This window comes from Polaribacter marinivivus, assembly GCF_042651285.1.
Taxonomy (GTDB): Bacteria; Bacteroidota; Bacteroidia; order Flavobacteriales; family Flavobacteriaceae; genus Polaribacter; species Polaribacter marinivivus.
Genome location: NZ_JBHSCY010000001.1, coordinates 1,148,915 through 1,173,371 on the forward strand (window position 1 = coordinate 1,148,915; position 24,457 = coordinate 1,173,371).

At 29.4% G+C, this 24,457-nt stretch carries 19 protein-coding genes; 14 read left to right on the forward strand and 5 right to left on the reverse strand.

Annotated features, from left to right (window positions below; all coding sequences use genetic code 11):
- From ACFOWD_RS05360 to ACFOWD_RS05420, 13 genes are all read left to right on the forward strand, one after another.
- Window positions 1–327: an FtsL-like putative cell division protein gene (locus tag ACFOWD_RS05360; protein ID WP_298991598.1), complete on the forward strand. Its 327-nt coding sequence runs from the start codon at window positions 1–3 to the stop codon at window positions 325–327.
- A gap of 58 nt (window positions 328–385) precedes the next feature.
- Window positions 386–2,350 carry a penicillin-binding protein gene (locus ACFOWD_RS05365; protein WP_377409611.1) on the forward strand — a complete coding sequence of 655 codons (1,965 nt, stop codon included), beginning with the start codon at window positions 386–388 and terminating at the stop codon, window positions 2,348–2,350.
- A gap of 1 nt (window position 2,351) precedes the next feature.
- Window positions 2,352–3,818, forward strand: a complete 1,467-nt coding sequence (locus ACFOWD_RS05370; protein WP_377409613.1) for a UDP-N-acetylmuramoyl-L-alanyl-D-glutamate--2,6-diaminopimelate ligase — start codon at window positions 2,352–2,354, stop codon at window positions 3,816–3,818.
- 1 nt (window position 3,819) lies between these two features.
- On the forward strand, window positions 3,820–5,046 hold the full coding sequence (gene mraY, locus ACFOWD_RS05375; protein ID WP_377408738.1) for a phospho-N-acetylmuramoyl-pentapeptide-transferase: 1,227 nt from the start codon (window positions 3,820–3,822) through the stop codon (window positions 5,044–5,046).
- Window positions 5,047–5,100: 54 nt separating this feature from the next.
- Window positions 5,101–6,486 carry a UDP-N-acetylmuramoyl-L-alanine--D-glutamate ligase gene (murD, locus tag ACFOWD_RS05380; RefSeq protein ID WP_377408739.1) on the forward strand — a complete coding sequence of 462 codons (1,386 nt, stop codon included), beginning with the start codon at window positions 5,101–5,103 and terminating at the stop codon, window positions 6,484–6,486.
- A 3-nt stretch (window positions 6,487–6,489) separates the two neighbouring features.
- Window positions 6,490–7,677, forward strand: a complete 1,188-nt coding sequence (locus ACFOWD_RS05385; RefSeq protein WP_298991605.1) for an FtsW/RodA/SpoVE family cell cycle protein — start codon at window positions 6,490–6,492, stop codon at window positions 7,675–7,677.
- A complete protein-coding gene (gene murG, locus ACFOWD_RS05390) occupies window positions 7,664–8,755 on the forward strand; it encodes an undecaprenyldiphospho-muramoylpentapeptide beta-N-acetylglucosaminyltransferase (RefSeq protein WP_377408740.1) in 1,092 nt (363 codons plus the stop codon). Before ACFOWD_RS05385 ends, murG begins: the two co-directional genes overlap by 14 nt.
- Window positions 8,752–10,104 carry a UDP-N-acetylmuramate--L-alanine ligase gene (gene murC / locus ACFOWD_RS05395; protein ID WP_377408741.1) on the forward strand — a complete coding sequence of 451 codons (1,353 nt, stop codon included), beginning with the start codon at window positions 8,752–8,754 and terminating at the stop codon, window positions 10,102–10,104. The genes murG and murC overlap by 4 nt, the downstream gene beginning before the upstream one ends.
- Entirely contained in the window at window positions 10,094–10,819 is a 726-nt protein-coding gene (locus ACFOWD_RS05400) for a cell division protein FtsQ/DivIB (RefSeq protein WP_377408743.1), read from the forward strand. Before murC ends, ACFOWD_RS05400 begins: the two co-directional genes overlap by 11 nt.
- 6 nt (window positions 10,820–10,825) lie before the next feature.
- A complete protein-coding gene (gene ftsA / locus ACFOWD_RS05405; RefSeq protein ID WP_298991615.1) occupies window positions 10,826–12,154 on the forward strand; it encodes a cell division protein FtsA in 1,329 nt (442 codons plus the stop codon).
- A 44-nt stretch (window positions 12,155–12,198) separates the two neighbouring features.
- The gene (gene ftsZ, locus ACFOWD_RS05410; protein WP_377408745.1) at window positions 12,199–14,094 is read left to right on the forward strand and encodes a cell division protein FtsZ; all 1,896 of its coding nucleotides are present in this window, start codon (window positions 12,199–12,201) and stop codon (window positions 14,092–14,094) included.
- Between the two features lie 167 nt (window positions 14,095–14,261).
- A complete protein-coding gene (locus ACFOWD_RS05415; protein ID WP_377408747.1) occupies window positions 14,262–16,865 on the forward strand; it encodes a DUF6923 family protein in 2,604 nt (867 codons plus the stop codon).
- A gap of 219 nt (window positions 16,866–17,084) precedes the next feature.
- Window positions 17,085–17,297 (forward strand): hypothetical protein, encoded by a 213-nt coding sequence (locus ACFOWD_RS05420; protein ID WP_298991620.1) that lies wholly within the window; start codon window positions 17,085–17,087, stop codon window positions 17,295–17,297.
- Between the two features lie 59 nt (window positions 17,298–17,356).
- Here ACFOWD_RS05420 and ACFOWD_RS05425 read toward each other — a convergent pair whose 3' ends face one another.
- Both ACFOWD_RS05425 and ACFOWD_RS05430 read right to left on the reverse strand, forming a co-directional pair.
- A complete protein-coding gene (locus ACFOWD_RS05425) occupies window positions 17,357–18,544 on the reverse strand; it encodes a pyridoxal phosphate-dependent aminotransferase (RefSeq protein WP_377408749.1) in 1,188 nt (395 codons plus the stop codon).
- Window positions 18,545–18,571: 27 nt separating this feature from the next.
- Window positions 18,572–19,663, reverse strand: coding sequence for a fatty acid desaturase family protein (locus ACFOWD_RS05430; RefSeq protein ID WP_298991624.1), 1,092 nt, complete (start codon window positions 19,661–19,663; stop codon window positions 18,572–18,574).
- Window positions 19,664–19,778: 115 nt separating this feature from the next.
- Here ACFOWD_RS05430 and rsmG point away from each other — a divergent pair, with 115 nt between their 5' ends.
- Window positions 19,779–20,411 (forward strand): 16S rRNA (guanine(527)-N(7))-methyltransferase RsmG, encoded by a 633-nt coding sequence (gene rsmG, locus ACFOWD_RS05435; protein WP_377408751.1) that lies wholly within the window; start codon window positions 19,779–19,781, stop codon window positions 20,409–20,411.
- Between the two features lie 4 nt (window positions 20,412–20,415).
- On the opposite strand, the gene ACFOWD_RS05440 is transcribed toward rsmG, so the two are convergent.
- The 3 genes from ACFOWD_RS05440 to ACFOWD_RS05450 form a co-directional block, all read right to left on the reverse strand.
- Window positions 20,416–21,273 (reverse strand): DUF3667 domain-containing protein, encoded by an 858-nt coding sequence (locus ACFOWD_RS05440; RefSeq protein WP_377408753.1) that lies wholly within the window; start codon window positions 21,271–21,273, stop codon window positions 20,416–20,418.
- A gap of 67 nt (window positions 21,274–21,340) precedes the next feature.
- The gene (gene lysS / locus ACFOWD_RS05445) at window positions 21,341–23,038 is read right to left on the reverse strand and encodes a lysine--tRNA ligase (protein WP_377408755.1); all 1,698 of its coding nucleotides are present in this window, start codon (window positions 23,036–23,038) and stop codon (window positions 21,341–21,343) included.
- Window positions 23,039–23,276: 238 nt separating this feature from the next.
- Window positions 23,277–24,377 (reverse strand): DUF4407 domain-containing protein, encoded by a 1,101-nt coding sequence (locus tag ACFOWD_RS05450; RefSeq protein ID WP_377408757.1) that lies wholly within the window; start codon window positions 24,375–24,377, stop codon window positions 23,277–23,279.
- Window positions 24,378–24,457 lie beyond the last annotated feature (80 nt).

Below are 24,457 nucleotides of genomic sequence, written 5' to 3' on the forward strand. Positions count from 1 at the left end.
ATGACAAAAGTTAAAAAGGGAATATATGCTTTTTTAAGAGGTAGTTTTTTAACAGACGAATCTGCTGTTAAAAATTGGAGGATTATTGTCTTTGTTGTTGCGCTTTTATTAATAATGATTACAAGTGCTCATAGAATAGATAAAAAAGTAATAACCATTGCAGAGCTTAATAAAAAGAAGAGAGAATTAAGAGCAGAATATGTAGATACAGGTACTATTTTAATGCGAATGAAAATGGAATCTAGTATCAGAGAAAAAGCAATAGAAAGAGGTTTAAAACCGTCAGAAACACCACCAAAAAAAATAAAAGTAACCTATAAAGATTAATCAATTGGCAACTCAGAAAAAAAGCATACTTACCAAATTCTACATAGTAGCTGCTTTTATGACGCTTTTTTTGTTGGCTATTGTGTTTAGGGTTGTTAATATCCAATATATCCAAGGAGAAAAGTATAAGCAACTATCTACAGAACTTACTATTAAACAAGATACCATTTATGCAAATAAAGGAAATGTTTATGCTGCAGATGGTAATTTGTTAGCAACCTCGATGTCTAAATATACCATTAGAATGGATGTTGTAGCTGTAGATACTAATGTTTTTGAGAAAAATATTGCAGCACTTTCTAAAGAGTTGTCATCTATGTTTGGCAAACCTGTTAGCTATTATGAAAACAAATTAAGAAGAGCTAAAAGTAGAAAAAACAGATACCTACTAATTGCAAGAAATGTTGGGTATAATGATTATCTAAAAATGAAAACCTTTCCGATTTTTAACTTAGGTGTTTACAGAGGAGGTTTTATTGCAGAGCATAAAACAGTTCGCGAACATCCAATAGGAAAAATTGCAGAACGTACAATTGGCTATGATGATTTTAGAGGTGAAGCAGGTATAGAAGGAGCTTTTGCAGATTTTATGCAAGGTGAAAATGGTTTAAGATGGAAACAGAAAATTGCAAAAAATCAATGGAAACCAATTTCTGATGTTAACGAAAAAGAACCTGTAGATGGGCATGACGTAATTACAACTATAGATGTTAATATTCAGGATATTACTCATCATGCTTTATTAAAACAACTTGAAATTTTTGAAGCAGATCATGGGTGTGCAGTAGTTATGGAAACTGCTACAGGTGAAATAAAAGCCATATCAAATTTAGGTAGAACATCTAAAGGTAAATATTACGAAAAAAGAAATTATGCTGTTTGGGAGAGTCATGAGCCTGGTTCTACTTTTAAGCTTGCCAGTTTAATGGCTGCTTTAGATGATAAAGTAATCGATACTTCAACTGTTGTGGATACAGAAAAAGGTAAAATTTACATACATAATAGAAAAATAGAAGACTCTCATAGAGGTGGTTATGGTAAAATTTCTGCAGCAAGAGTGTTTGAAGTTTCTTCTAATGTGGGAATTGTAAAATTGATGAAAGAACATTATGATGAAAACCCAGAAAAGTTTATTTCTAAATTAGAAAAATACGGATTTACTAAGCCTGTTGGGTTCCAAATTAAAGGAGAAGGTAAACCGTTTATTCCAACTCCAGATAATAAAAGTAGATGGAATAAAATTTCTTTAGAATGGATGTCTTGGGGTTATGGAGTATCAGTAACTCCTATGCAAACATTAATGTTTTATAATGCTGTAGCTAATAATGGAGTTATGGTAAAGCCAAGATTTGTCAAAGAATTAAGAAAACAAGATAAAGCAGAAAAAGTTTTTAAAACTGAAGTTGTTAATCCAAAGATTGCTTCAGAAGAGACTTTAAAAAAGGTGAGAAAGGTGATGGAAAATGTTGTTGTAAAAGGTACAGCAGAAAATATTTATTCACCTAATTTTTCGATGGCAGGTAAAACAGGTACAGCCAAAAAATTTATTCCTAGAACAAAAAATAAAGATGGAGAATGGGTAGGAGGTTATTATTCTACAGAAAGATATGTAGCTTCTTTTGCAGGGTTTTTTCCAGCAGAAAAACCTAAATATTCTTGCATAGTTGTTATTCATGATCCAGATAAAAAGAAAGGTTATTATGGGGCCACTGTTGCTGCTCCTGTTTTTAAAGAAATCGCACAAAAAATATATACAACTACACCTATAGATAATCAATCTGTAAAAGATAAAACAGAGTTTGCTGCTATAGATAAAGATTATAAAAATTACGATAAAAAGTTAAGTAAAGAATATTCATTAATACCAAATGTTGAAGGAATGAATGGTATGGATGCTGTATCTCTACTAGAAAATATTGGGTTAAAAGTTGAATTTTCTGGTGTTGGAAAAGTAAACTATCAATCTTTAAAAAAGGGTGAAAAATTAGTTAAAGGAAAAACAATTGTTTTAAAATTATCATAAGCTGAAGAATTTAAAAGACATATTATATAAGGTTAGTATCAATCAAGTATTTGGTAGTACAGATGTTGCTATCAATCAATTAGTTTTTGATTCTAGAAAAGTTAAAAAGAATGATGTTTTTATAGCTCAAAAAGGAGTTAATGTAGATGGTCACTTATATGTTGATAAAGCAATTTCTTTAGGAGCTACAGTTATTATTTGTGAAAAAATTTCATTTGATAAACAAGAAGGAATAACCTATATAAGAGTTAATGATTCTAATGCAGCTTTAGCAATAATGGCTGCCAATTTTTATGATAATCCTTCTGCAAAATTTCCTGTAGTTGGAGTTACTGGTACTAATGGAAAAACTACTATTGCTTCTTTACTTTATCAATTATTTAATAAAGCAGGGTATAAAGTTGGTTTATTGTCTACAGTAAAAATTTTAGTTGATGAAACAGAATATAAAGCCACACATACTACTCCAGATTCAATTACTATAAATCATTATTTAGATTTAATGTTAGAAGAAGGTGTTGAGTATTGTTTTATGGAAGTAAGTTCTCATGGAATTCATCAAAAAAGAACAGAAGGTTTAACTTTTACTGGTGGTATTTTTACCAACCTTTCTCATGATCATTTAGATTATCATAAAACCTTTTCAGAGTATAGAGATGTAAAAAAAGAATTTTTTGACAACTTGCCAAAATCAGCTTTTGCATTAACAAATATTGATGATAAGAATGGCAACTATATGTTGCAAAATACACAAGCAAAAAAATATAGTTATGCTTTAAAAACGGTTGCAGATTTTAAAGCAAAAATTCTCGAAAAACAGATTTCTGGAACATTAATTTCTATTGATGGTATAGAGGTTTGGACTAAGTTAATAGGTGTATTTAATATCTATAATCTTACAGCAATTATTGCAACAGCAGAGCTTTTAGGGTTAGAAAAGTTTGAAATTTTAAGAATTGTAAGTGAATTAGAAAGTGTAAGTGGTCGTTTTCAATATACAATTTCAGATGATGGAGTAACTGCAATCGTAGATTATGCACACACACCAGACGCATTAAAAAATGTTTTAGAAACCATTAATGATATCAGAACTGGTAATGAGCAAGTGATAACTGTTGTTGGTTGTGGAGGAGATAGAGATAAAACTAAAAGACCAAAAATGGCTCATATAGCTTCTCATTTAAGTAATCAAGCCATTTTTACTTCAGATAATCCAAGAACTGAAGAGCCTCAATCTATATTAGATGAAATGGAATTGGGTGTTTCACCAGAAAATTATAAAAAAACACTAACAGTTTTAGATAGAAGACAGGCAATTAAAACGGCTTGTAAACTAGCCGTAAATGGAGACATTATTTTAATTGCAGGTAAAGGGCATGAGTCTTATCAAGAGATAAATGGTGTAAGATCTCATTTTAATGATTTAGAGGAAGTTAGTAATTGTTTTAATCAACTAAAAAACAAATAGAATGCTGTATTATTTATTTCAATACTTAGAAAACGAGTTTAGTTTGCCAGGAGCAAGTGTATTTCAATTTATCACTTTTAGAGCAGCAGCAGCTTTTATTTTATCATTGTTAATTTCTGCAATTTATGGTAAAAGAATTATTAATTTTTTAAGAAATCAACAAGTTGGAGAAACAGTAAGAGATTTAGGATTAGAAGGTCAAAAGCAAAAAACTGGTACTCCAACCATGGGTGGTTTAATCATCATTTTAGCTACATTAATTCCAGCAATTCTGTTGGCAAAATTAGATAATATATATGTCATTATTTTATTAATTACCACTGTTTGGATGGGTTTAATAGGATTTTTAGATGATTATATAAAAGTATTTAAAAAAGATAAAGACGGTTTAAAAGGAAAGTTTAAAGTTTTAGGTCAAGTTGGTTTGGGGCTTTTTGTAGGTGCTATGCTTTATTTTAACGATGGTGTAACTATAAAAGAGCAACTTCCTATAGAACAGCAAGTAGTGCAAGAAAATGGAAGAAAAAAAGTATTTGGTGAAGCACATAAATCAACTAAAACAACAGTTCCGTTTTTAAAAAATAACGAGTTAGATTATTCAAAAGCATTACAATTTTTAGGAGATGGCTATGAAAAATTTGGCTGGATTATCTTCATTTTTATTACTGTTTTTATAGTAACAGGAATTTCAAATGGAGCAAACTTAACAGATGGTATAGATGGTTTGGCTGCTGGTTCTTCTGCAATTATGGTAATAACCTTAGCCGTTTTTGCATGGGTTTCTGGTAATATCATTTTTGCAGATTATTTAGATGTTATGTACATCCCAAATTCAGGTGAAATGACAGTTTTTATCCTTGCTTTTGCAGGAGCTTTAGTTGGGTTTTTATGGTATAATACTTACCCAGCACAAGTGTTTATGGGAGATACTGGAAGTTTAACTATTGGAGGCATTATAGCAGTAATTGCAATTGCTATAAGAAAAGAATTATTACTTCCAATACTAGCAGGAATTTTTGTTGTAGAAAACCTATCTGTGATTTTACAAGTTTCTTGGTTTAAATACACTAAAAAGAAATTTGGGGAAGGAAGACGCATTTTTAAAATGTCGCCTTTACATCATCATTATCAAAAGTTAAGTTATCACGAAAGTAAAATAGTTGTTCGTTTTTGGATTGTTGGCATTTTGTTAGCAGTATTAACAATAGTAACATTAAAATTAAGATAAAAAAGAGCTTATCCTAGCTTTCCCTTGGGAGAGGATAGGCCTCTTTTATTAAAGATGAAAAATCAAGAAATAAATATAAGTAATAAGATTTCCAATAATATAGGAAGCAAAAAACTTGTGGTTCTTGGTGGTGGAGAAAGTGGAGTAGGTACAGCTATTTTAGGAAAGCAAAAAGGTTACGAAGTTTTTGTGTCAGACAAAGGCGAAATAGCAGAAAAATATAAAGAAGTTCTTTTACATAATAATATAGATTTTGAAGAAAAACAACATTCAGAAACAAGAATTTTAAAAGCTGATGTTGTTATGAAAAGTCCTGGTATACCTGATAATGTTGCACTCGTTGTAAAACTTAGAGAAAATAACATTCCTGTTATTTCTGAAATGGAGTTTACTCAGCAATTTACAAATGCAACTATTATTGGTATTACAGGATCAAATGGTAAAACTACAACAACTTTATTAACGCATCATATTTTAAAAAATGCTGGATTAGATATAGGTATTGCAGGTAATATTGGAGATAGTTTTGCCCTTCAAGTTGCCAATGAAAATAGAAAAAATTACGTGTTAGAAATTAGTAGTTTTCAATTAGATGGAATAGAGAAATTCAATAGCCATATTGCAATTTTAACAAATATTACTCCAGATCATTTAGATAGGTATGACTATGATTTTAATAAATACATAGCCTCAAAATTTAGGATAACAAAAAATCAAAAAGAGACAGATTATTTTATTTATGATGCAGATGATGAAGCTATAAATAATTGGTTAAAAAAAAATAAAACAAAAGCAAAATTAGTTCCATTTTCACTCAAAAAAGAGTTGAGCTTTGGAGCTTATTTAAAAGATGAAACAATAATAATAAATATAAATAAAGAGAATATACATATGCCACTATCAACCTTATCAATCAAAGGAAAACACAACACAAAAAATGCGATGGCAGCAACCATGGCTGCTCAACTTTTAAAAGTTAGAAAAGAAACAATTAAAGAAAGTTTGGCAAGTTTTGAAGGTGCAGAACATCGTTTAGAAAAAGTCGCTAAAATTAAAGATGTAGAATATATAAACGACTCTAAAGCAACCAATGTAAATGCAACTTTTTATGCTTTAGAATGTATGGATAAACAAACTGTTTGGATAGTAGGAGGTGTAGATAAAGGCAATGATTATACAGATTTACTTCCACTTGTAAGAGAGAAAGTTAAAGCAATAGTTTGTTTGGGTCTTGATAATGATAAAATTAAAAATACGTTTAGTAATGTAGTTGATATTATTGTGGAAACTGCAGGTGCAGAAGAAGCAGTTAAAGTATCAGAGAAATTATCAGAAAGAGGTGATGCTGTTTTATTATCACCAGCTTGTGCAAGTTTTGATTTATTTGAAAATTACGAAGATAGAGGTCGTCAATTTAAAAAAGCGGTAAGAAATTTATAAAAAGTGAAAACCATTTTTCAACATATAAAAGGTGATAAAACTATTTGGGCAATAGTTGCTGTTTTGGCAATATTCTCTTTTATGCCTGTATATAGTGCAAGTACAAACTTGGTTTATGTTGTAGGTTCTGGTTCTACTTTAGGGTATTTAATAAAGCACATGGTATTATTAATTATGGGCTTTGCAATTATTTATGGAGTGCATAAAATACCTTATCGTTATTTTTCTGGTGGTTCAGTTTTAATGCTTCCTATAGTTATTGTTTTACTTGTTTTTACTTTGGCTCAAGGCACCACAATTGGAGGTGCAAATGCAAGTAGGTGGATTCGAATTCCGTTTGTAGGTATTGGTTTTCAAACATCAACTTTAGCAGGATTAGTATTAATGGTTTATGTAGCAAGATATTTAGCTAAAAATAAAGAAAAACAAATAAAGTTTAAAGAAAGTTTGTTGCAACTTTGGTTACCTGTTGCAGCAGTTTTAATACTTATTTTACCTGCAAATTTTTCTACAACTGCCATTATTTTTGTCATGATTTTAATGGTTACTTTTATTGGTGGATACCCTATTAAATACATTGGTTTTATTATAGGAGCAGGTGTTTTGGCTTTAGCATTTTTTGTATTAGTAGCAAAAGCTTTTCCTGATGCAATGCCTAATAGAGTTCAAACATGGCAAAGTAGAATAGAAAGTTTTTCTAATGATGATGCAAAAGAAGCTTATCAAGTAGAAAAAGCAAAAATAGCAATAGCAACAGGAGGTCCTGTTGGTTTAGGTCCTGGGAAAAGTGTACAAAAAAACTTTTTACCACAATCTTCATCAGATTTTATTTTTGCAATAATTATAGAAGAATATGGTTTATTAGGTGGTATTTTAATAGTATCAATTTATTTTTTATTATTCTTTAGAATATTTGTTGTGGTTAAAAAAACAACTACAATATTTGGAACATTATTAGTTATAGGTGTTGGTTTTCCAATTATTTTTCAAGCAACCATTAATATGGCTGTTGCTACCAATTTATTTCCTGTAACAGGTCAAACATTACCATTAATAAGTAGTGGAGGTACTTCTATTTGGATGACTTGTTTTGCTTTAGGTATGATCTTAAGCGTTAGCGCATCAAAAGAAGAAACAGAAGAAGATATTTTAGACGATAACCCTTTAGATATTTTGCATGAAACCATATAATATACTTATTTCTGGAGGAGGTACAGGAGGACATATTTATCCTGCTTTAGCAATAGCAAATGAAATTAAATTGCGATATCCTGATGCAAATTTTCTTTTTGTTGGTGCAAAAGATAGAATGGAAATGGAGAAAGTACCACAAGCTGGCTATGATATAAAAGGTTTATGGATTTCAGGTTTTCAAAGAAAATTGACTTTAGATAATGTGTCATTTCCATTTAAATTAACGAGTAGTTTATTAAAGGCAAGAAATATAATCAACAATTTTAAGCCAGATGTTGTTATTGGAACTGGTGGTTTTGCAAGTGGGCCAACTTTAATTATGGCACAAAGAAAGGGAATACCTACATTAATTCAAGAACAAAATTCTTTTCCTGGAATTACTAATAAATTATTAGGAAAAAAAGTAGATAAAATTTGTGTGGCTTATGATAATTTAGAACGCTTTTTTCCAGTTGATAAAATCATAAAAACTGGTAATCCTGTACGTCAAGATTTACTATATATCCATACAAAAGTAGATCAAGGAAAATCTCATTTTAAACTAGATCATAAGAAACAAACTATTTTAGTTTTAGGTGGTAGTTTAGGAGCAAGAAGAATAAATCAATTAATTGAAGAGAATCTAGATTTTTTTAAAACTCAAGGAGTACAAATTATCTGGCAATGTGGAAAATTATATTTCGATGAATATAAAAAACACAATGATTTAGATTTTGTGCAAGTGCATGAGTTTATCAATACTATGGATTTAGCATACGCAGCTACAGATATCATAATTTCTAGATCTGGTGCAAGTTCAGTTTCAGAATTATGTATAGTAGGTAAACCAGTAGTTTTTATTCCTTCTCCAAATGTGGCAGAAGACCATCAAACAAAAAATGCAAAATCTATTGCAGATCAGCATGGAGCTATTTTACTAAAAGAAACAGATTTAGACACTTTTGCAATTGTTTTTGAGACTTTACTAAAAGATAAAGGTAAACAAGCGCATTTAGCAGAAAACATAAAAGAATTAGCATTACCAGGAGCAACAAATGCTATAGTTAACGAAATTGAAAAATTATTAAATAGTTGAATTTAAAAGAGATACATAACGTCTATTTTGTTGGTATTGGTGGTATTGGTATGAGTGCTATTGCTCATTATTTTGTATCTAATGGAAAACAAGTTGCAGGCTATGATAAAACACCTTCTCATATTACTAAAACCCTAGAAAATAAAGGAGTTATTATTAACTTTGAAGATAGTGTTAGTTTAATTCCAACTTCATTTTTAAATTCAAAAGAAACATTGGTTGTTTATACACCAGCAATTCCTAAAAAACATAATCAATTCAATTATTTTTTAGAAAATAATTTTACTGTTTTAAAAAGGGCAGAAGTTTTAGGAGAAATCACAAAAAATACGACCTGTTTAGCAGTTGCTGGTACACATGGTAAAACCACAACATCATCTATTTTAGGTCATATTATGACTGTAAAAAAGGCTACCTCTTTTCTTGGTGGCATTGCAGAAAATTACAATTCAAATTTAATTTTGGGTGATGATAAAATTTCTGTAGTGGAAGCAGACGAGTTTGATAGGTCTTTTTTAAAGTTATCCCCAGATATTGCTTGTGTAACATCTATGGATGCAGACCATTTAGACATTTATGGAGAAGCAAAAGAGTTAGAACTCTCTTTTAGAGCGTTTTCTGATAAAGTTTCTCATACACTTATAGTTGCTAATGGCTTGCCACTAGAAGGGTTAACTTATGGTATAGAGGATGATTCAGATTTTTGTGCTTATAATATAAAAATTGAAAATGGAGCTTACCTTTTTGATGTAAAAACACCAAAAGAAAATATAAAAAATATAATTTTTCATTTGCCTGGTAAGCATAATGTTATGAATGCTTTAGCTGCTTTAGCAATGGCAAATGTTTATGGGGTTTCATTAGAAATAATTAAAGAACAGTTAGCTAGTTTTAAAGGAGTAAAACGTAGGTTTTCTTATAAAATTAAAACTAATGATTTGGTGCTGATAGATGATTATGCGCATCACCCTACAGAAATAAATGCAGTAGAAAAAGCCGTTAGAGAAATGTATCCAAAAGAACGTGTTTTAGTTGTTTTTCAACCTCATTTATTTAGTAGAACAAGAGATTTTATAGACGATTTTGCAAATGCACTTACAAAGTTCAATGAAGTACTTTTATTAGATATTTATCCTGCGAGAGAGTTGCCTATTGAAGGTGTAAATTCTAATTGGTTATTATCTAAAATTGATAATAAAAATAAAAAAATAACAACTAAAGAAAATTTACTTTTCGATATTAAACAATCTTCATCAAAAATTGTTGCAATGTTAGGTGCTGGAGATATTGGAGTAATGATAGAAGAAGTTACAGAACAACTTTTAAAACCATTGACTAATGAAGTTTAAACGAATTTTAAAATATCTCTTATTTCTATTATTAATAATAAGTCTTGGCTTTTTATATAGTTTTTCTTCAAAGAGAAATTCAGATAAAAAAGTATCAGAAATTATTATCGAATTTGAAGATGGAGATAATAATTTTTTAACACATTCAATGGTTAATAAATTGTTAATACAAAAAAATAAAACGGTTAAAAACCAAGCAAAATCTGTAATAGATTTATACAAACTAGAAAACGAGGTATCTAAAAATCCGTATGTCGAAAAATCATCTGTTTTTTTGACCATAGAAGGTAAGCTAAAGACTGTAGTTAAACAACGTGCACCTGTAGCTAGAATAATTACTGATAAAGATTCTTATTATGTTGATAAACAGGGGGTAAAAATCCCATTATCTAACAATTACTCTGCTAGAGTAATGCTAATTTCTGGTGTAAAAAACATAGAAGATATTAAAGAAATTATGCCTTTAATATCTAATATTTTAAAGGATGATTTTTTAAAAAAAGAAATCATTGGAATACAAAAATCTGACGCAAATGAATTTCAATTTGCTGTAAGAAGTGGAGATTATAAAATTGATTTTGGAAAATTATCTGAGATTGATATAAAATTTAAAAAATTAAAAGCGTTTTATAATAAAACATTTGAAGATAAAACAATTCAAAATTATAAAACAATTAATATAAAATATCACAACCAAGTTGTGTGTACAAAATAAACTGAAATGGAGAATAATAAAATAGCTGTAGGTTTAGATATTGGTACAACCAAGATTGTTGCTATGATTGGTCGTAAAAATGAGTACGATAAAATTGAGGTTGTAGGTATTGGTAAAGCAAAAAGTTTAGGAGTAAAAAGAGGTGTTGTAAGTAATATTACCCAAACCATTCAATCTATTCAACAAGCAGTTGACGAAGCAGAAAGCGTTTCTGGTTTTAAGATAGAAAATGTAGTTGTAGGTATTGCAGGTCAACATATTCGAAGTTTACATCATAGTGATTATATCACAAGAGACAATGCTGACGAGGTAATAGAAGAAACAGATATAGATGACTTGGTAAACCAAGTTCATAAGTTAGTAATGTTGCCAGGTGAAGAAATTATTCATGTTTTACCACAAGAGTTTAAAGTAGATTCTCAAGCAGATATTAAAGAACCAATAGGCATGTATGGGGGGCGTCTTGAAGCCAATTTTCATGTAGTAGTTGGGCAAGTTTCATCTATAAGAAATATTGGACGCTGTGTAAAAAGTGCAGGTTTAGATTTAAGTGAAATTACATTAGAACCTCTTGCATCAGCACAAGCTGTGTTAAGTCAAGAAGAAAAAGAAGCAGGTGTAGCTTTGATAGATATAGGTGGAGGTACAACTGATTTAGCCATATTTAAAGATGGAATCATAAGACATACAGCAGTAATTCCTTTTGGCGGAAATGTAATTACAGATGATATTAAAGAAGGCTGTTCAATTATTGAAAAACAAGCTGAATTATTAAAAATAAAATTTGGATCTGCTTGGCCAGGAGAAAATAAAGAAACAGAAATTGTTTCAATACCTGGCTTAAGAGGAAGAGAACCAAAAGAAATAACGCTTAAAAATTTATCTAAAATTATACATGCTAGAGTTCAAGAAATTATAGAGCATGTCTTTTTAGAAATTAAAAATTATGGACACGATACTGCAAAAGGAAAACTAATTGCAGGTATTGTATTAACAGGTGGTGGTTCTCAATTAAAGCATTTACGTCAATTAGTAGAATATATCACAGGTATGGATGCTAGAATCGGTTTTCCAAACGAACATTTAGCTGGTGATTCAGATGAAGCTTTATCAAGTCCATCATATGCTACAGCTGTTGGTTTATTAATGGAAGGTTTAGATAAAGATGTAAAAGTAGTAGAAGAGGCAGTAGAAGAACAAATTGAAGAAGAAATTTCAACTAGTCCAGAAGAAGAATTAAAACCTCTAATTGAAGAAAAAGTTAAACCAAAAAAGAAATCTTTCTTCGAAAAGTTCACAGAAGGATTAAAAGATTTTTTGGATAACGCAGAATAAGACTAAAACAAATATCAATACAACAAAAACAAATAAACGTTATTATGAACGCAGAATTTGATAACATTATTTTTGAAATGCCCAAAACAAAGTCTAATACCATAAAGGTTATTGGTGTTGGTGGAGGAGGTAGCAATGCTGTAAACCACATGTACACACAACAAATAAAAGGTGTAGATTTTGTAATTTGTAATACAGATGCACAAGCATTAGAAAACAGTCCAATACCTAATAAAATTCAGTTAGGGGCAAGCTTAACTTCAGGTTTAGGAGCTGGTGCTAATCCAGAAATAGGAGCACAAGCAGCTAAAGAAAGTATGCAAGAAATTCAGCAAATGTTAAATACCCAAACAAAAATGGTATTTATTACTGCTGGTATGGGTGGAGGTACAGGTACAGGTGCTGCACCAATTATTGCAAAAATTGCAAAAGATATGGATATTCTTACTGTTGGTATTGTAACTATGCCATTTCAGTTCGAAGGTAGAATGCGTTCAAAACAAGCACAATTAGGTATAGATCAATTACGTCAAAACGTAGATTCGCTAATTGTTATTAATAATAATAAATTAAGAGAAGTTTATGGAAACCTTGGTTTTAAAGCAGGTTTCTCTAAAGCTGATGAAGTTTTATCTACTGCTGCTAGAGGTATTGCAGAAGTAATTACACATCATTACAAACAAAACATAGATTTACACGATGCTAAAACTGTACTTTCTAACAGTGGAACTGCAATTATGGGTTCTGCAAGAGAAGAAGGAACAAATAGAGCTAAAAATGCAATAGTTAAAGCATTAGATTCTCCTTTATTAAATGACAATAAAATTACAGGAGCTAAAAATGTATTATTATTAATTGTTTCTGGTACAAGTGAAGTTACTTTAGATGAGATTGGTGAAATCAACGATTACATTCAAGATGAAGCTGGTTATGATGCCAATATTATTATGGGTATTGGAGAAGATGAAGAATTAGGAGAAGCAATTTCTGTTACCATTGTTGCTACAGGTTTTGCAGCAGATCAGCAAAACTCAATTACTAATTCTGATGAAAAAAAAGTAATTCATACTCTAGAAGATGAACAAAAAGCAACCTATAATTTTAGCGAAGAAAAAGTTGTTAAAACGCCATCTCTAAATGAAGAATTACCAAAACAGAACAATGAAAAAATTATTCATGTTCTAAGTGATGAAGATGATGCTCCAAAAATGGATTTGGTAAAAACTTCAGAAATTATTGCGAACATGCCTGTTTATTATGATGAAATAACAGCAAAGCCAGAAAAAGAAATCGACTTTATTATTACTAATGTTACACCTCAAAAAGAAGTTGTTAGTGAGCAAGTAGAAGAAGATTTGGGTGAAAATTTATTATTTGATTTACCTCTAAATTCTTATACAGAAGTTACTCCAGAAAAAGAGATAAAACACGAGTTAGTTGAAGATTCTAAGATTAACATTAATGAAATAGAAGTTTTTGGAGCTGAAGAAATAAAGTTTGAAAAAGAAGCTACAAAAAGATATGTTTTAGAAGATTTCGATGCTCAGCCAACTATAGGTAAAAGTTCTGCATTTTCTAATACAGAAAAAGTACAGGAAGAAGAAGGATTAAACTTTGAGTTAAAAACTAAAATGCCTCAAGCAGAAATAAACGAAATTGAAACTGAAAGTGAAGAGATATCTCCTTTAAGTCTTAATATTTCTGAATTAAGAAAAAGATCTGAAGAAAGAAAACTTAAAATGAAAGGTTTTAATTACAAGTTCAATGATCAGTTAAATAAAAATATTGATGAGATAGAACGTCAACCTGCCTACAAAAGATTAGGTGTAGATTTAGATAAAAACGCAGTTTCTAGTAAAACAGAAACCGCTATTAAAAAAGAATCAGATGATTTGGGCTTAAAATCTAACAACTCTTTTTTACACGATAATGTAGATTAATTTTATAATTAAATATAATTAAAAAGCACATCAAAAACGATGTGCTTTTTTATTTTACCTTTTATCGAATATTTCTTTACCTTTTATCGATACTAAATTGTATAAAAACAGAAACCCCATTAAAAAAGACCTTTACTAAACTAATTTTGCTTAAAAATTAGACTATAATGCATATAAATTGGGTTTTATCATTAAGAAATTTAGTAAAAACATTAATCATTATAATAGGTGTTTTTGGATATGGTCAAGAAGACCCTTTTAATTGTGATTACAATGCATATTTATTTCAGTATAATGATATTTATGCATTAGATTTAGCTTCAGGTAATTCATATTTAGTAAAAAAAGATATTACACCTGGCAATATTAATGCAGTGGGTTATAATCCTGCAGATGGTTATATCTGGGGATCATTAAGTACACCATCTAAATCAATTGTAAAAATTGGTAAAAACTTTAGCACAGAGGTTGTTTATATCCCAGAGCTTCCAACATCTAACAGATATGTAGGAGATGTAAGAGAAGATGGAGTTTACTACTTAAAACCAGGAGGTTCTACGTACTATTTAGTGGATTTAAATCCAAACAGTAATACTTACAAACAATTCATAACTTCAAAAACATTATCATCTAATATAAATATTCACGATTGGGCTTTTAATGCTGTAGATGGTTTATTGTATACAGTAGAAAAAGGAACTAATATTTTATATAGAATAGATCCAGAAACAGGAGTAGCAACTTCATTAGGTGTAGTTCCTATTTTAAATGGTGTTAATTATACTTTTGGTGCAGTTTATTTTGATGTAGAAGGTAGATTTTACGTTTCTGCAAACCAAACAGGAACTGTATATGTAATACAAGACGTTCAAAATTTAGAAATCGGGTCTGTCATAGAATCAAATTTATTTGCATTTGGACCTTCTAGTAGTTTAAATGATGGTGCAAGATGTCCAACTGCTCCAGTACCACAAGAAGATTGCAGAAATGGTATAGATGATGATGGAGATGGTTTAACAGATTGTGATGATCCATCTTGTTCAGGAGTAGCAGAATGTCCTATAATAAGCCTTGAAGTATCTACAGGGAATGAAGGAGGTTTAGAAAGTAATGATAGATTATCTTCTTTAATAAATAAAAGAAATTATTTAAGAGCTAAATCAAACTATAAGTTTGATAAAAAATTAGCCAAAAAGATATTAAAATCTGAGTTTTACAGTAAAAATGTATCTAAAAATGCTAGTGTATCTTTAAGAGATTTAATTCCTTTAGATGTATTATCTGGAACAGAAACTATAGAATCTTCGCCATCAGATTTAATCTCTATGACAAATGCTACAGAACTGTATTCAGTAGATTATATAAAAGACAACAAAACCATTGCTGTAGTATTAGCAACTAAGACAGAAAATGGAGTATATGAGCATACTAAATACATTTGTGATAGACTATTAGGTGCAGAGTTATTGTCTGTTTCTACCATAGAAATTAGAGAACATACTTTTATAAAATCGATTATAAAAAACACAGATGGTTCTAAAGAATTTGTACTAAGTTTTTCAGGTAAACTTACAAATAACGACACTAATTTTGCTATTGATAGCCACTGGAATATTGATAAATATGAAAATAATGCTACGTATTATAATTTTCAAATTTGGACAAATCAAATAGATGATTTACTATTATTAGGAGAAAAAGCATTAGAATTATTTAATTCAAAAAGAGAGATTATAGCCTATAATAATTCAACTCCACCTGCAGTTTTCGTAAAAAAAGGGAAATACGTAAATGGTACTTTAGAATTAGAAGTAGTTAACAGAAATAAAACCGAAACTATTACTTACAGTTCTGGTTTTAAAAGAACAGAAACATCACAAACAGAATTTGCTAATAAAACAATTTCTTTAGATGGCTCTTATTTAAATTCTATGGTTATAAATACTGGTAATGTTTTTGACATAGGTTTTAGACTAGAAAATGGAATAGATACCCCAGATGATTTATTTATGTCTGATGGAGTTTGGGGTGCAGATGATTCTTCGAATGAAACAGCTTTAAATAAATTTGAAATTACTCAGAATGAGAATATTTATGTTGGTTCTGGTCATAGAGTAGAGAGAAATATTTCTTTAGAAGCAACTACAAGTTCTTATGTTGCTGCTTACAGATCTTTTACGCCAAGATTTATGCCTGTAGATTTATCTCAATTTGATGCTTTAGAGTTTAATGCAAATGGTACAGGAGAATTAGAAATTACCATCATTAAAAAAAGTATTAACGAATGGGAGAATCAGTTTAAAACTTCAATTAGTTTAAATGATACAGACAATCACTTCGTAATTCCTTTAGAATACTTTACTTCTAAAACCGTAAATAATATTGATTTAAATGATGCAGTAAGCATAGTATTTACAATGTCATCAAATGGTACAGATGTACAAACAAAGAAAATGAACTTAAAAGATATATTATTTTCTCAAAGAGCATTAAGTGTAAACGAAAATATTATAGAAGAGAATGAGTCTATAATTTATCCAAATCCTATGACTAATAAGTCTGAAATAAGCTTTTATTCAGAAGTAAACGCTAACACAAATATTGAAGTTTATAGTTTAACAGGAGCTTTAGTTAGAAAAATCGAAATTGATACTCAAATAGGAAATAATAAAGTAGAAATCTTCAAAGATGGATTAAAATCAGGACTTTATATTTTAAAAGTAACAAACGATTATAGAAAGTATAATACAAAAAAGTTAATTGTAAATTAAGATTAGATAGTCTCCTATTTATTCCCCAATTACTAAAAAACCTCTAAAATAAAAGCCACTAAAATGATAATTTAGTGGTTTTTTTTATTTTTTTTATTGATTGTCGTAAACCATCAATATTACAAAAATGATTATTATCTGCTTATTTTTAAATATTTAGGTTGTAACAAAGTTTTTTTCTTTTCGTCTTTATAGTGTAATCAATTTAAATCAAAAATTATGAAAACAACATATTCAACAACAATAGAAAGAGGAATTTTAACTTCTGCTTATAAGCGTGAAATTAAAGAAAGCATTAAAGCTACTAAAAGAGATTCTTTAGTAAAGTTTAAAAAGTTAATAGAAGATCATCATGCAAAAGCGCAAAGTCAAACAGGCACAATATTACAAGTAAGTTTATTTGCTTTTGCATTATTATTAGTTATTGTATAAAAAAAATCTCACAGAAATACATCTGTGAGATTGTAGTAAATATATTTTATTATAAATATTTAGTTTAAGGCTTCTTTGATTCTTTTTATAGCTTCTCTAATATCTTTTTCTGAAGCTGCGTAAGAAATACGAATACAGTTTGGAGAACCAAAAGCATCACCAGTAACAGTAGCAACATTGGCATTCTCTAAAATAAATAAAGAAAAATCGCTAGCATTTTCAATTTTTGTTCCTTTTATGGTTTTTCCAAAAAATTCAGAAATATCTGGAAAAACATAAAAAGCACCTTCAGGAACATTTACTTTAAAACCGTCAATTTCTCTTAATAAATCAATAACAATATCTCTACGAGTTTTAAACTCATCTACCATGTATTGTATTTTTGAAATTGGCGCTAAAACTGCAGTAATTGCAGCTCTTTGTGCAATACAATTTGTACCTGATGTTATTTGACCTTGCATTTTAGTACATGCTTTTGCAATCCATTCAGGAGCACCAATATAACCTATTCTCCAACCAGTCATAGCAAATGCTTTTGCAAGACCATTTACTGTTATAGTTCTGTCATACATGCTTTCGATAGCAGCAAAACTAAAAGGTTTAAAATCGTAATTAATATGCTCGTAAATTTCGTCAGATAATATATATATCTGAGGGTGTTTTTCTAAAACTTTAGCCAAAGCTTTATACTCAGCTTCACTATAAATAGTTCCACTAGGGTTGTTTGGTGAGTTAAAGAAAATCATTTTTGTTTTCGGCGTAATTGCAGCTTCTAATTGTTCTGGTGTAATTTTAAAATCAGTTTCAATAGAAGAAGGAATTTCTACATACTTAGCTTCACAAAGAGTGGCAATTGCAGAATAACTTACCCAATAAGGTGTAGGCAAAATTACTTCATCACCAGGATTTAATAAAACTTGTGCAACGTTTGCAATAGATTGTTTTGCACCTGTAGAAACTACAATTTGATTTGGTTTATAAGATAAATTATTATCTCTTTTAAACTTTTCGCAAATAGCTTCTTTTAATTCTCCATAACCATCTACTGGTGTGTAAGAATTATAGTTTTGATTAATAGCTTCTATTGCAGCATCTTTAATAAAATTTGGAGTGTTAAAGTCTGGTTCTCCCAAACTTAACCCAATAATATCTTTACCTTCTGCTCTTAATTCTCTTGCTTTTGCAGCCATTGCCAATGTTTGTGAAACTGGCAAACTGTTAATTCTGTCCGATAATGGATGTGACATTTTTACTTTAAATTGTTATTTTTTAATTTATGCTAATTCAGGTTTTTTTCCTAAAACTCCTAAATGTCTAAAATGCTCAATAATGGCTCTTCTTGTAGTTTCGTACTCATGATATGGCAAATTAAACTCTTTTGCAGTTTCTTTTACAATTTTAGCTAATTTGCTATAATGTACATGAGAAATATGTGGAAAAATATGATGTTCAACTTGATGATTTAAACCACCTGTATAAAAGTTTATCAACCAGTTACTAGGAGCAAAGTTAGCTGTTGTATATAATTGATGGACTGCCCAAGTATGTTCTAAATTTCCATTTTTATCTGGTGCTGGTGTTTCTGTTTTTGGTACAATATGAGCCAATTGAAATATTAAACTCAAAATCATACCTGCAGTATAGTGCATAACAAAAAAACCAATTAAAACTTTCCACCAAGCAATGTCTAAAACAGCAATTGGTAAAACTATCCAAAGAGAATAATAAATTAGTTTAGAAATCACCAATTTTGTCCATTCTGTTGTTGGGTTTGGAAACTCACCATAAGATAATTTCCTTTTTAAATACCTATGCATTTGTTTTACATCTGTAGTAATGGCCCAATTAATAGTTAACAAACCATATAAAAAAATAGAATAATATTTTTGGATTTTATGAATCTTTAACCATTTTGCATGCTTAGAAAAACGCATAATTCTACCTGCATCTAAATCTTCATCATGGTCTTGAATATTTGTAAAAGTATGGTGTAAAACATTATGTTGAACTTTCCAATTGTAAACGTTTCCAGCAAGTATGTAAATACTACTTCCCATTAATTTATTTACCCATTTTCTTTTAGAAAAAGATTCGTGGTTAGCATCGTGCATTACATTCATACCTACACCTGCCATACCAATACCTGTAACTACCATTAATAAGACCATAACCCATTGAGGCATAGATACTGTAAGTACTAAAATAAAAGGCACTAAAAAAGTAGCAAACATTAATATTGCTTTAGAGTAAAGCTTCCAGTTACCAGTTCTATTTACATTATTTTCTTTAAAATAATTATTTACCCTTTTGTTTAAGGTTCTAAAAAACTTAGCTTTATCTACTCTAGAAAAATTGATTGTATTCATATATTGTATTATGATGTAAAAATATAGATTTTAAAGTATATATCTTATAAACGATTAATTTTATTCTTAATTGTTTTCATATAACTCCTATTTTTGCATTGGTAAATATTTTTTCATGGAAATCATACACAAATACTTTAAAAATTTAAGTGACACTCAAATAGAGCAGTTTTCAAAACTTCAAGAGTTATATGAAGATTGGAATCTTAAAATTAATGTAGTTTCTAGAAAAGATATAGACGAGTTGTATTTAAGACATGTTTTACACTCTTTAGGTATTGCAAAAGTGATGCAGTTTATGCCTGACACAAAGGTTATGGATGTTGGAACTGGAGGTGGTTTTCCTGGCATTCCTTTAGCGATTTTATTTCCAGAAACACAGTTTCATTTGGTAGATTCTATAGGTAAAAAGATAAAAGTAGTAAATGAAGTGGTAGAAGGTTTAGGTTTAGAAAACTTAAAAACAACTCATGGAAGAGTAGAAGAGGTTAATGATACTTACGACTTTATAGTAAGCAGGGCAGTTGCACAAATGGAGACCTTTGTAAGATGGACAAAAGGTAAAATTTCTAAAAAACAGAATCACGAATTAAAAAACGGAATTCTCTATTTAAAAGGAGGCGATTTATCTGAAGAGTTAAAAAAATATACTACTGCAACTATTTATGATTTACCAAACTATTTTGATGAACCTTTTTTTGAAACTAAAAAAGTAGTGCATTTACCTATGAAATTTAAAAGTAAATAATTTTTTAGAGATCAAACTTTATAATTCCTAAAAACCCTAAAAGAATTCCAATAGCTATTGTCAATATTATTATTGTTACAAAAACTACAGCTAGACCAAATAAAAATCTAAAGAGTTTTTTAATACTTTGCCAAAAAGTTAGCTTAAAAAATTTGCCAAGTACATACATATAATAAAATATATATATAAATGTACTAGCAAAGTAAATTGAAGGGTGTATAACTATCGCAAAGAAAAATAAGATTAATGTTAAATAAGTAAGAAAACCATATAGAAAAGCATTAATAACTAAATGCTCACCAAAATTATAAGGTTTCCAAAATGTCCATTTGCTTAAAACTGCAAACAATAATAAAAAAACAAAGGTGAGTAAGTTTAAATAACGAAGCATAAATTCAATCATACCTTTATTAAACTTTAATTGCATTTGAGCAGATTGTTGCTCAACTTTTAGTTTTTTTACCTCTTTTTCAGATAAATTTTTTAATGAGGCAATGTCTAAGTTTGCTTTTTCTTGAAGTGCTTCTATTTGACTTGAGTTCATTGTTTGATTAATTTCAATGAAATCATCAGCAAAATAATTGAATACTAATAAAGAAATACCAGCAGCAATTGCTAAAAAAGAAAACGGATTCATGTAACGTTTTCTTACACCATTTAAATAATCGTGTAATAATAATTCTGGCTGACGAGCAACAGTTCTAAGAGTTATAAAAAAACGACTATCAAAACCAAAAACATTTACAAAAACATCTAATAATAAAGATTTAAAAGTGATGCGATTTACAACCACTTTTGCTCCACAATTATTACAAAAGTTAGCTTTTTCTGGTAGATTATTTAGACAGTTTTTACATTCCATATAATCAAAGATAAAAAAAGGAACAACATTTCTGTTATTCCTTCTTAAATATTTTAAAGACAGTTTATTATAGAGCTTCAACAAACAAACCTTCGTCTGTTTTAGAAACTTTAGCCACTTCTTTTTTAGTTAAACCTTTAATAGTTTTATCCCATTTCTTATTTGATAAACCAGATTGGGTTTTTAAAGCAGATAAATCAATTTTTTCTGCTTTTGTAATAATGGCTAAAACTGCTTTTTCTTCATCATTCAATTCTACAGAAGGAGCTTTTTTCTCTGGTCTCATCTGAGGGAAAAATAATACTTCTTGTATAGATTGATTATTAGTTAAAAACATAATTAATCTATCCATCCCAATTCCCATTCCAGAAGTTGGTGGCATACCATACTCTAAAGCACGTAAGAAATCATGATCTATAAATTCTGTTGCTTCATCATCGCCTTTGGCAGCTAATTTTAATTGATGTTCAAAACGTTCACGTTGGTCAATTGGGTCATTCAACTCAGAATATGCGTTTGCAATTTCTTTACCACAAACCATTAACTCAAAACGTTCTGTTAGTTCTGGGTTTTCTCTATGCTCTTTACAAAGAGGTGACATTTCTTTTGGATAATCTGTAATAAATGTAGGTTGAATGTAATTGCCTTCACATTTTTCACCAAAAATTTCATCAATTAATTTTCCTTTACCCATGGTTTCATCAACCTCAATACCCATAGCTTTAGCAGCTTCTCTAATTTCAGCTTCTGTTTTGTTATAAATATCAAAACCTGTAAATTCTAGAATAGAATCACGCATTGTAATTCTCTTATATGGAGCTTTAAAGTTTATTTTATGTTTACCAAATGTAGCTTCTGTTGTTCCGTTTACAGCTGTTGCACAATGTTCTAATAAACGTTCACAGAAGTCCATCATCCAATTGTAATCTTTATATGATACATAGATTTCCATAGCTGTGAATTCAGGATTATGAGTTCTATCCATACCTTCATTTCTGAAGTTTTTAGAGAATTCATACACGCCATCAAAACCACCAACAATTAATCTTTTTAGATATAATTCGTTAGCAATTCTCATATATAAAGGAATATCTAATGAATTATGATGTGTAACAAAAGGTCTAGCAGCTGCACCACCAGGAATTGGCTGTAATACAGGAGTCTCTACTTCAAAATAACCAGCGTTATTAAAGAAAGAACGCATTGCATTAAACAATTTTGTTCTTTTTACAAATACTTCTTTAACATGAGGGTTAACCACTAAATCTGCATAACGTTGTCTGTACCTTAATTCTGGGTCATTAAAAGCATCATATGTATTACCATCTGCATCTACTTTTGGTAATGGTAAAGGTTTTAAAGCTTTAGAAAGAATTTTAAACTCTTTTACCATTACTGTTTTTTCACCTACTTTGGTTGTAAAAAGTGTACCAGTAATTCCTATAAAATCACCTATATCTAATAATTTTTTATAAACATCATTGTACAAGGTTTTATCTTCTCCTGTACAAATTTCATCACGATTAAAATAGACTTGTATTCTTCCTTCACCATCTTGTAATTCAGCAAAAGAAGCTTTACCTTGTATACGTCTAGACATTAATCTACCTGCAATAATCACCTGTTTATCTTCAGCAAAGTTTTCTTTAATTGTTTTAGAGCTTGCATCTACAGGAAATAAATCTGCAGGATAAGGATTAATACCTAAAGCTCTTAATTTTGCTAACTTTTCTCTACGTACAACTTCTTGTTCTGATAATTGCATTTGGTGTATAATTTCTAATGTTAAATAAAGAGTGCAAAGATACAATGTATAGGCAAATAGACAATTCCGATAACAGCAAAAAAAGTGATATTTATTTTTAGATATGTAAAAACAACGTATATTTGCTCATCACTTTTTGTTAGAGTGATAAAGTTGTGTTGTTTTGGCACTTTCGTAAAAGTGTCGTGGTTTTGTTAACCAATGGAAAGCTTCCCTATTTTGGGACGCTTTTTTTGTTTTACAACATTTTTTGTTGCTTTTTGTAAAATGCTTCTGCTTGAATTTTCATTAATTCTCTAGCCATTTTTTCTTTATAGCTAACTAATTCTTCATCTTGAGTTAAATCTTTATAAACACTATTGTCTATACTAATATCTGCTTGTAGCATTTTTTCTCTTTGCTGTACTTGCTGCTTAACCCAGGTTTTAATAGCAGATTCACGTTCTTCTAGTTTAAAATCATATTCGCCTTTTGGCGCTAATAATTTTGCTATTATTGGTGATGTTTCTATAGCCAAAAACAACAAGAATATAAAGAAGGATGTAAAAAAGGGAAGTTTACCTAAAGCGTTTATTCTTGCCATTAGTCCATCAAAATTAGAAATAATAGGTTGTGATGCTTTTTCTGCTAATTTTTGATTTTCTTGTAAAGTTAAAATAGCTTTTTCTTTTTGATTTATTTTTACTTGATTCTCTTTTTTTAATTGATTTAATGCTAATAAAGAAGCATCATGTTTTGCTCTTTTTTCTGCATAAACAGGTCCTTTTCCAAGTTTTTTTGTTCCTTTCCTTCCTTCAGCTTCTGCTATATATGTTTCATATAATGCATCAGTTTCAATTTCTTTATTACTAATTTCTTGCTTTAAATTGTTAATTTCTGAATTAATTTTTGCAATTTCAGGACTAAACTGTTGTGCAATTTCTGTCTTGTTATTTAAAGTCATTTGGTTTTTTTCAGATAATAAAACCTGATTGATTTCTTTTTCGAATAACTTTAACTCTAGGGGTTTTGAAATTACAACAGCAATAATAATAGCCAAAATAATTCTTGGGGTTGCTTGTGCAACTTCTTTCCATTTAGAATCAGATTTTTTAATGGTAGACACAATAAATCTATCTAAATTAAATATGAGTAAACCCCAAATTAATCCAAAGAAAATAGCAGCATATAGGTTGTCAAAAACAGTATACAAAGCATAAGAACCTGCTATGGTTGCCATAATTGCAGTAAAAAAAACAGTAGCACCAATACCTACATATTTATTTTGTTCGCCATTTGCACATTCATTAATTAAGTTTTTATCAACTCCAGAACAGGTAAGAAAGAAATTTTTAAGCACGTTTTTGTATGTATTTGTTTAAATACAACGTTTTTAAAGTGAATTTGTTACATAAAAAAACCTCGAATTTTCGAGGTTTT